Raw genomic sequence first — 9,524 nt, 5'->3', positions numbered from 1 at the left:
TCTTCGGCCTTCTCTCGTTTTCCAGCCATCGCTGATCCTCCAATTGCGGGACAAATCTATCCCAGGTGGTGGACCACTTTCAGGGGGCAACTCCACCAGGCGTTTTCCGAATTCATTCATTCCGCCTGGCTCCTATCTTCGTATCTGGCGTGCCTATTTGTTAGCAGCCACATCACTGTCGCCAAGCTATATTGAGAACTGCAGCTTGGCGGTACTTTTCAGCCCACCATCTTCTTTGTCTCCAGATCTCGGGCGTAAAGATCCTCATAACGGATGATATCATCCTCACCGAGGTATGAACCCGTCTGGACCTCGATCAGCACCATCGGAACCTTTCCGGGGTTTTCCAACCTGTGGACTGAACCGAGCGGGACATAAACCGACTGATTTTCAGTCACCAGTTTCTCGTTGCCATCCACGGTTACCTTTGCCGTGCCTTGCACAACGATCCAATGTTCAGAACGGTGATGGTGGCTTTGCAAACTGAGAGCTGCGCCAGGGTGGACATGGATCCGTTTAACCTGGAAACGGTCTCCGGTCGACAGGCTTTCGAACCAGCCCCAAGGCCGATAATCCCGCGGAAAGGTTTCAGCCTGTGCCGCGCCCTGCTTTCTTAGTTCTGAAACCGCCCGCTTGACTTCCTGAGCACGGTCCTTGTGAGCCACAAGAACCGCATCCGGCATGGCCACCGCAATGACATCCTCTAACCCGATGGCCACCAAGCGCTGGCACTCGGATTCTGCTCGAAGCAGGCTGTTCTTGCAGTCGATTGCGCTCGTTGGGCCGGTGGTTACGACGCCGTCGGCATCGGAATCACTTTCCCGCCATACAGCATCCCAGCCACCAAGATCTGACCAAGTGCCGCCATAGGGAACTACTGCCAGATTGTCGGCTTTCTCCATAACCGCGTAGTCGATCGAGATGTCCTCAAGTGCATGCCAAGGTTCTGATGCCAACCGCGTGAAACCCAAGTCCTGCTTGGCATTCTCGACGGCAGCACACACTTCTTCCAGCATCTTTGGAGCATGGGATTTGAAGGCGGCAATCAGTGCCGAGGTCGAGAGCAGGAAGATCCCCGCGTTCCAGAGATGCTTGCCGCCTTCGAGCATCGCTTGTGCCATTTGCAGATCGGGTTTTTCCACGAAGCGCTTCAAAGGCTGCGGGACAGGAGCAAAATCCGCTTCGGGCACCTTGCTCAGTTCCAGCCAGCCATATCCTGTTTCGGGCCGGTCTGGGCGGATACCGAAGGTGACAAGCTGACCCGTTTCTGCAGCGAATGTCGCAGCCTGAACCGCTGCCCGGAACTGATCCGCGTCAGGGATCACATGATCCGATGGGGCCACCAGCATCAGGGAACCTGGTTCCTGCGCTTCTAGAACCAGTGCACCTGCCAATATTGCAGGAGCCGTGTTCCTTCCCTCTGGTTCGATCAGAGTCGCAGCTGGAGCGATCTCAACAGCCGCCAGCTGCTCGAGTACGAGAAAGCGGAAATCGGAACCAGTGACGACCATCGGAGCGGCAAACCCCTCCCCTGAAAGCCTTTTTGCCGAAGCCTGGAAAAGGCTTTCCTCGCCTGTAAGCTTGGCGAATTGTTTGGGGTAGCTCTTGCGTGAAAGCGGCCAAAGCCTGGTTCCGGAACCACCACAGAGAAGCAAAGGATGAATAGTCCGGCTCATGATGCCCTCTTTGAATACTTGATGTGGTAATTCAGCGCCGAACGCTGTTCTGGTTTTCCAAGAACCATTGATAGGTTTCGCGGATCCCTTCCTCGAGCCCGATCCGGGCCCGCCAGCCCATGTTGGCCAGCCGTGTCACGTCCATCAGCTTGCGCATGGCGCCGTCGGGCTTGGAGGCGTCCTGCGTGATGCGGCCATTGAAACCCGTGACCTTGGCTACCAAGGCCGCCAGTTCGGCAATCGAGATATCCTCGCCACTGCCCACGTTGATATGGCTCAGCATCGGCTGGGTGTTGGCCTCGTATTCCGCGCGCGGCAAGTCCAGCACGAAGAGAGAAGCCTCGGCCATGTCGTCCACATGCAGGAATTCGCGCCGCGGCTTGCCCGTGCCCCAGATGACCACTTCGTCCAGCCCGTCGCGCACCGCCTCGTGAAAGCGGCGGATCAGGGCGGGCAGAACGTGGCTGTTCTCGGGGTGGAAGTTGTCACCCGGCCCATACAGGTTCGTCGGCATGACCGAGCGATAATCGACCCCGTGCTGCCGGTTGTAGCTTTCACACAGCTTGATCCCCGCGATCTTGGCGATGGCGTATGGCTCGTTGGTTGGTTCCAGCGTTCCGGTCAGCAGCGCGTCCTCACGCATCGGCTGCGGAGCCTCTTTCGGGTAGATGCAGGACGAGCCCAGTTGCAGCAGCTGTTTGACCCCGGCGGCAAAGGCCTGATGGATCACGTTGCACTCGATCATCAGGTTTTCATAGATGAAATCCGCCGGATAGGTGTTGTTGGCGTGAATACCGCCCACCTTGGCCGCGGCAAGGATCACCACGTCCGGGCGTTCGGTCTCCATGAAACCGCGCACTGCCGCCTGATCGGTCAGGTCGAGTTCGGCATGGGTGCGAGTGACCAGTTCCAGCGCCTCGCCCGCCGCCTTGCGGGCCTCGAGCCGGCGCAGGATCGCACCACCCACCATGCCGCGATGCCCGGCCACGTAGATCTTGCGCATCGCCGGACTCCTCAGCCGTTTTCCAGGCTGACCGGCAGGTCCAGCCCATGCTCTTTCAGCAGCGCGTGACGGCGGGCGGTTTTCAGGTCTTCGGCCACCATCTCGGCGCACATCTCCTGCACGGTGATCTCCGGCTCCCAGCCCAGTTTCTGCTTGGCCTTCGAGGGATCACCTAGCAGCGTATCGACCTCGGCGGGGCGAAAATATTGCGGGTCGATCCGCATGATCACGTCACCGGGCTTCAGCGCCGGGGCCTTGTCGCCTTCGACCGCCGTGACGGTGGCGATCTCGTCCACGCCGCTGCCGGAAAACTCCAGGCTGATGCCCAGCTCGGCGGCGGCCCAGCTTATGAACTGGCGCACCGAATACTGCTCGCCAGTGGCGATCACGTAATCCTCGGGGGTGTCCTGCTGCAGCATCAGCCACTGCATGCGCACGTAGTCCTTGGCATGGCCCCAGTCGCGCAGAGAGTCGATATTGCCCATGTAGAGGCAGGGTTCGAGCCCCTGCGCGATATTGGCCAGTCCGCGGGTGATCTTGCGGGTCACGAAGGTTTCGCCACGCCGCGGGCTCTCGTGGTTGAACAGGATGCCGTTGCAGGCATACATGCCATAGGCCTCGCGGTAGTTCGCCGTGATCCAGTAGGAATAGAGCTTGGCGACAGCATAGGGCGAGCGCGGATAGAATGGCGTGGTTTCGCGCTGGGGGGTTTCCTGCACCAGCCCGTAGAGTTCGGAGGTCGAGGCTTGATAGAACCGTGTCTTCTTTTCCAAGCCGAGGAACCGGATCGCCTCCAGCAGGCGCAGGGTGCCGATCGCGTCCACATCCGCCGTGTATTCCGGTGACTCGAAGCTGACCGCAACATGGGACTGCGCGCCCAGGTTATAGACCTCGTCCGGCTGAACGTCCTGAATGATGCGCGTCAGGTTCGAGGTGTCGCTGAGATCCCCGTAGTGCAGCTGCAGCTTGGGGTTCGGCTCGTGCGGGTCCTGATAGATGTGGTCGATGCGCTGCGTGTTGAACAACGAGGCGCGGCGCTTGATGCCATGCACCTCATACCCTTTTTCCAGCAGAAATTCAGCCAGATAAGAGCCGTCCTGCCCCGTGATCCCCGTGATCAGAGCCTTTTTGGTCATGGTCTTTTTTCTCTGATAATGAATTGGCTCAGTTTGCTCGTGTTCTTTTGGAGGAGGGTTGCAATTCCTCCGACCTCATTGCGGCGGATTGCGCGATAATCTTCTCGCGATTTTCGAATGATCCGCCCGATCGAGCGATTGCTTTCGCCCCCGACCCGCATCTTGACGAGCACCTCTGGCACATAGGCGAGGCGGATTTTTCCGCGCCACAAATAACGCAGCATTGCGTCGTAGTCGGCAGCAATCTGGAAGCCGGGATCATAGAGCCCCCATTTCTCGAAAACCTGACGCCGGAGGTACAGTGTCGGGTGCGGCGGCATCCAGCCTCGCCGTAGAAGATCCGGGTCGTAAGAGCCCGAGCGCCACTTTCGAATGAGCCGGCCGGTATTTGAAGCCGAGACATAGTCGAGGTCGCCATACACCCCGTGCACCTCGGGATCCTCAAAGGCTTTGGCGACCCGCTTTAGAACGTCAGGATGAGCGAAATAGTCGTCCGAATGCATCAGGCCAATGACGTCGCCAGAGGCGCGGGAGATCCCTCGATTGATCGCATCGTAGAGCCCGTTATCTCGCTCCGAAATCAAGTGGGTCGAGGGCCGAGCAAATCGCTTGATGATGTCGAGGGTGGCGACCTTGATTTGGGCCGCGAGTGGGCCGACGGGTTGGTTGCGGCGGTTTACCAAACACCAGCCTTTGCGAGAGCGCTTCAGCCGTTTTTTCTTCAGGAGCCGCAGAACCAGTTCCTGCGCTACATCCTCGGCGTCGAGCCAGGCGATATTGCGAATGTAGCCCTGCGCGGAGCGTGCGCACAGGCGGCCGATCTCGGTGCAGAGTTTCGCCTTGCTTTCGAAAAAGGAGATTTGTGCAGCTTTCGCTGCAGGGATAGCTGATGCCATCTTGCGCCTCGTCGGTTTGTGGAATGGACGAGAACGTCAGAAGCCTTCTTTCTGAACCTGTTCTCGAAAAAGAACAGGTTCAGAAAGAAGGTTTTAACCTTTGGTTATAAATATTTACGTAGTAAATATTTAGGGTTGGAATTTGGAAAATGGAAAAATGATCCAATTTGGCCTTGTAGCCGGTTTCCAAGACTTCCAGACCCGGAGTTTCGAACGAAAAGTCACGTAAATGATAAGACGAAAGACGCTGGATCAGATCAACATGGAGGACGCGGCGCGACCCTGGCGCCCCTGGCTCATCAAATCGCTCATTCCGCCGAAAGGTGTGGTGGTTTTGTATGGCCCGACCGGGGTCGGAAAGACCTTTCTGGTTCTGGACTTGGTCCTGAGCATGGCTGCGGGTGTCCCGTGGCCTCTTGGGCCGAATGAGCAGCTTGATGCAGCGCGATTGCGCGCTGACGGTTTGAAACGGATCTCGCCCAAGGCGAACGTGTTGTACTGGATCGGAGAAGGCCGCGAGAATGCCGAACAGCGGGTGCGCGCGTGGATCGCGGAACATGCGTGCAAAAGCGGAGCAACAGACGGGATGGAGTTCGCCTTCGTGGAAGGCTATGTCACCAACCTGCTGCTTTCAGGGCGACGCGGGGGAAAAGCGGCCGAGCCCGTATCCGGCGACCACAATGCGCTTGGTGACATGCATCCGAATTTGAAGATGTTGGTCAACGCCTTTCCCGATATCCACGACACAAGACCGGGCCGGCCGACCCCGGTGCTGGTGGTGGACACTTTGTCGGCGACCCATCCGGATATGGATGAAAACGATACCCGCGATGCGGGCCGCGTCATGGAGAACTGCCGCCGCCTGGCCGAAGATCTCGACGGGCTTGTCATCCTGGTTCACCACAGCGGCAAGGGGCGGGGCTTTGGTCCGCGTGGGCATTCCAAGATGATGGGGGACCCCGACACGATTCTTCATGTGACCCGCACCCGGAAGGCGTCGAAAGACATCCTGCGGCTTCAGGTCGAGAAACAGCGCATGCTGTACGAAGCACCCGACATGTACTTCACGCTCGACTCTGCAAACAACGAGCAGGGCATGCCTCCGGTCTTGCGCCCATTGGATCCCGAAAAAGAGGGGTTGAAACCTGCGCGGCGGCGCAGAGACCCGCGGTTGAGCCGTGCCGACCAGAAGACGATCCAGGTTCTGACGCTGTTGCGCAAGGAGGCGGCCAAGGCAAACGATCCGCATTTCCGCAAGCAGGCCTTCGCCCGCAAGGCGCGCGCGCAATACAAATGGAGCGAGTCCAGCACCTACAGTCACCTCAAACGCCTTGAAGAAGAGTTCGGCCTGATCCGACGGTATGAACCGCCGCAAGCGGGCGAAGGTGGTTCAAAGACCGTGGGTGAAACCCGCGCGGGGCTCTACGTTCTTGAGCCACCCAAATCCGGCGAGGATCCGGCGGATGAAATTGCCCGCCTTTTGAAGCTGAAAACGGCTCAGGTCACGAAGACCTGAGCCGATCTTGGGGCTGCGCCGCGTTGCTTTCTGGGCGCAGCCAACCATGGCTGGTGTTCAAGCCGCCTTTGTCTGGTGTCGAACACGCGGCAGAGTTGGGCGTGTCTCACGGCGAAGCCAGCGCCGCGCGCGTCTTTTTTCCAAAAAAATCACTCCGAGGTGTCACAGATGCGTCCGCCGCTCCGTTTTTAGTTTGAAAAGCACGGAGGACACCGAACATGAACAGCATCCTTGGCCCCTCGCTGCAGGCGGAAAAGACCGCGGTCGTCATGCGCCGTCTGGAGCGGCTCGAACGGATCAAAGACCGGATCCGCCGCAAAACAGACCGGATGCATATCGAGCGGATGGTCGAAGACCGCCGCATTTTGGGCGCCGATTTCATTCCCAGCGATTGGGATGCCAGCAAGTTGGCCGAGATCGAATGCCGTCTTGTCGCTGCACCCAAGTTTTCCCGCCTGCAGGATGCATGTGTCGAAAAGGCCAAGGCCATCATCAAGAACGGCAGCCTGGAATCCGGCAAATTGCTGCAACTGGTCGCATTGGTCGAAAAGGCGGAGGCCAGACCACTGACCAAAAGCGAGATCGACCGGCTTCAGAACTTGGTTCTACTGGCACGCGACCGGCGCCCCAAGCACTGAACCTCGCCCGGTCTCCGCAGCGGAGACCGGCCAAACCTCTCCAAAACGAAAGGATCGGACAATGACCGAGAACAACACACCCACCACCAACACCGTCGTCGTGACCGCGTCAAAGAGCATGATTCTGGCGTTTCTGCTGGCCTTCCTGTTCGGGCCGCTGGGGCTGCTCTAGGCCTCGGTCGTCGGCGCGTTGGTTCTGCTGGCGATCGGGATCGTTGCGCTGCCACTGACCGGCGGGTTGGCCGTGGTGTTCCTCTGGGTCGCCAGCATCATCTGGGCGATCTGCGCCGCGGCCGCGTCAAAGAACGCCACGCCAAAAAAACCGTGATCCGCTGCCCCGAGCCTTCCGGCTCGGGGCTCTCCTCTCTGCACAAACAAAAGGGAAAACACCATGTCGACACGTGCTCAGATGCTGGCCACTCTCAGGGACATTCAGTCGAAACCTTCCACACCGGGCCGGGAACGGGCCGCAGCGAATATCCAGGCCGCGCTGGCGCGGATGGATGCTTATGCGGCGAACCAAAAATCGGGCGGCGGGTTCGCGCGTGCCATCACATTCCATGATCGCGAAACGCTCAAACTCCTGGTTGATGACCCGTCCCGCTGTACCGAGGTGCGTGACCGGGCCAAGCGGCTGCTCGACGGGAACGGCGAGCTGACGCGCGGCGATGTGCGGTTCCTCGACGCGGTTCACGGGGATGACCGCTGACCCCGCTTGGACGTGAAAAAACCAACCCAAAGGAGTGCCAAGTGACTGCCAGACCCAAACTTTGCCTAAGGGCCCCGGCCCCCTTTCCGGGCCTGCTGCTGGGAACGGAACACGCCTTAACCCCGCAGCCCGTCGGTTTCATGAGGTCGGCAGACAGCACGGCGGTCGCACCAATCCGCGACACCAGCGACGGCGGCCTTGTCACCATCGCGGGCACCGGCGCGGGCAAGGGGGTGTCGCAGGTCATTCCGACCCTTCTGACCTATCCCGGCAGCATCATCGTCAACGACCCGAAGGGCGAAGTTTCGGCCGTCACCGAGCGCCGTCGCCGGGACATGGGGCAGCAGGTGTTTCATCTGGACCCCTTTGGCCGCGAGGACACACATGCTTTGAATCCGTTTTCGGTGATCCGTCCGTTCTCGGCCGAAGCGCCCGACCAATGTGCCGCGCTGGCCGCGCGTCTGCTGCCCAAAAGCGAGGCCCCCGACCCGTTCTGGGAAAACACCGCCCGGCATCTGATTGCGGGGACTTGTCTGTTCATTGCGACCTACCTCTCGCCCGAGTTCCGGCATCTGGGAACGCTGGGCCGGATCTGGGCCGGAGGAGAAAGCCGCCTGTCCGAATTCCTGGCCGTGATGAAACGTTGCACCCACTACGACGGAGCTGTCCGGGACGCGGCCGCGATCTACGAGGACGCGCCCGACAAGACACGGACCTCGATGCTGACCAGCATCCGCGAACCTTTGGCTTTTCTGGCCTCGCCACGTGGACGCAAGAGCCTGTCGGGCAACGAAATCCCGCCGGCATTGATCGAGTCTGGCACGCCCGTGACGATCTATTTGCGCGTTCCTCCGCATCTGATTTCCGGGCAGGCGGCGTTGTTGCGTGTCTGGATTGGAACGCTCATCGCGATTCTGGCCAGCAGAAAGGTGCGCCCGGTCCTGCCTGATCTGTTGCTGATCGACGAGGCCGCTCAGCTTGGTCAGCTGGAAGAGCTTTTGGTCGCCGCCTCGCTTCTGCGCGGGTACGGCGTGCGAACCTGGAGCTTCTGGCAGTCGGTCGGGCAGATGGAGGGGATCTGGGGCCCACGGCATCGCGAGTTTCTGGACAACGCAAGCGTGCTGAGTGTTTTCGGCGCCGGCAACGCGGCGGCGGCATCGGCTGCCTCGGACCTGACGGGTCTGCCGTTCGAGGATCTGCTGGGCCTGTCGCCTGACCTGCAGGCGTTGTCCATGTCCGGCAGCCGACCAAAACTGTGCCGTCGGATCGACTATCGCACCGATCCGAGCCTGGCGGCCATGGCCGACCCGAACCCGCTCCACGAAGGCCATGAATGGCCGACATATCTGCAGAAAGGAGACATCGATGGAAGATGATATCGAACTTGAGGATCTGGAGGAGGAGATCGATGAAATGGCCATGCGGCTATCGCTCGATCTGGAAGCCGAAGAGGAAATTCCGTTCGAGAATGATGAGGCGGATACTCCGCTTGGTCAAACCCGCCGGGAAGCTGCCCGGATCCGCGCCCGCTGGGAACTGGACTGCTCGACCCCGTTTGATGCGGATAGCGCGTTTGCAGGGTGTGACGACCATAGGCAAAACGAACATGACGCGATCATGGAGATCAGGTACGAGGCTCGGCGGTTGTTGGCGATCGACTCGCAGGATCAAAATCCGGCACCCTTGTCCTCGGATATTCTGAAGTTCACCCAACAGATTCTGCTGAGTTGACGAGACAACGACAACGCTGATCCACGCGGCGCTTTTTTGGGGAAGACGGTGTTCGATCATGCAGTGACCAGCTGCTCGAAAACCTGACCGTCCCAAGCTGGAATTTTTCAATTGTGATCCCAGGAATGGTTAACGGTACCATCCTTCTGTGGAGTCCGGTAAAGACCACGGCAACCGCCCACCGTAATGCACGGCCTTCCCGCAAGCCGCCAACGGCGA

General features: G+C 59.6%; 10 protein-coding genes. 5 read left to right on the top strand and 5 right to left on the bottom strand.

The features are described from left to right. Nucleotides 1-218 precede the first annotated feature (218 nt). From F3H26_RS18630 to F3H26_RS18615, 4 genes are read right to left on the bottom strand one after another with little or no spacing between them, the layout of a single operon-like run. A complete protein-coding gene (locus tag F3H26_RS18630; RefSeq protein WP_149777476.1) occupies nt 219-1,676 on the bottom strand; it encodes a mannose-1-phosphate guanylyltransferase/mannose-6-phosphate isomerase in 1,458 nt (485 codons plus the stop codon). 31 nt (nt 1,677-1,707) lie between these two features. Continuing rightward, entirely contained in the window at nt 1,708-2,679 is a 972-nt protein-coding gene (fcl, locus tag F3H26_RS18625) for a GDP-L-fucose synthase (protein ID WP_149777475.1), read from the bottom strand. An 11-nt stretch (nt 2,680-2,690) separates the two neighbouring features. Continuing rightward, nucleotides 2,691-3,815: a GDP-mannose 4,6-dehydratase gene (gene gmd / locus F3H26_RS18620; RefSeq protein ID WP_149777474.1), complete on the bottom strand. Its 1,125-nt coding sequence runs from the start codon at nt 3,813-3,815 to the stop codon at nt 2,691-2,693. Further along, on the bottom strand, nt 3,812-4,711 hold the full coding sequence (locus F3H26_RS18615; protein WP_149777473.1) for a glycosyltransferase family 2 protein: 900 nt from the start codon (nt 4,709-4,711) through the stop codon (nt 3,812-3,814). Before F3H26_RS18615 ends, gmd begins: the two co-directional genes overlap by 4 nt. A 229-nt stretch (nt 4,712-4,940) precedes the next feature. On the opposite strand from F3H26_RS18615, the gene F3H26_RS18610 reads away from it, so the two are divergent. Further along, entirely contained in the window at nt 4,941-6,227 is a 1,287-nt protein-coding gene (locus tag F3H26_RS18610) for an AAA family ATPase (protein ID WP_149777472.1), read from the top strand. A 218-nt stretch (nt 6,228-6,445) separates the two neighbouring features. Then, nucleotides 6,446-6,865, top strand: coding sequence for a hypothetical protein (locus F3H26_RS18605; protein ID WP_149777471.1), 420 nt, complete (start codon nt 6,446-6,448; stop codon nt 6,863-6,865). Between the two features lie 168 nt (nt 6,866-7,033). Here the strand turns inward: F3H26_RS18605 and F3H26_RS19535 are convergent, their stop codons facing one another. Next, nucleotides 7,034-7,177, bottom strand: a complete 144-nt coding sequence (locus tag F3H26_RS19535) for a hypothetical protein (protein ID WP_188127817.1) — start codon at nt 7,175-7,177, stop codon at nt 7,034-7,036. Nucleotides 7,178-7,256: 79 nt separating this feature from the next. Here F3H26_RS19535 and F3H26_RS18600 point away from each other — a divergent pair, with 79 nt between their 5' ends. The 3 genes from F3H26_RS18600 (at nt 7,257) to F3H26_RS18590 (ending at nt 9,305) form a co-directional block, all read left to right on the top strand. Next, nucleotides 7,257-7,574, top strand: a complete 318-nt coding sequence (locus F3H26_RS18600) for a hypothetical protein (RefSeq protein ID WP_149777470.1) — start codon at nt 7,257-7,259, stop codon at nt 7,572-7,574. A gap of 140 nt (nt 7,575-7,714) precedes the next feature. Beyond that, nucleotides 7,715-8,950 (top strand): type IV secretory system conjugative DNA transfer family protein, encoded by a 1,236-nt coding sequence (locus tag F3H26_RS18595; RefSeq protein ID WP_149777469.1) that lies wholly within the window; start codon nt 7,715-7,717, stop codon nt 8,948-8,950. Next, complete coding sequence (locus F3H26_RS18590; RefSeq protein WP_149777468.1) at nt 8,940-9,305, top strand: hypothetical protein; 366 nt, start codon at nt 8,940-8,942, stop codon at nt 9,303-9,305. Before F3H26_RS18595 ends, F3H26_RS18590 begins: the two co-directional genes overlap by 11 nt. The last annotated feature ends 219 nt before the right edge of the window (nt 9,306-9,524 follow it).

The sequence above is a fragment of the Ruegeria intermedia genome (assembly GCF_900129345.1).
Lineage (GTDB): Bacteria > Pseudomonadota > Alphaproteobacteria > Rhodobacterales > Rhodobacteraceae > Ruegeria > Ruegeria intermedia.
The sequence above is the reverse complement of the archived record's forward strand: the minus strand, read 5'-3'. Positions and strand labels throughout refer to the sequence as shown.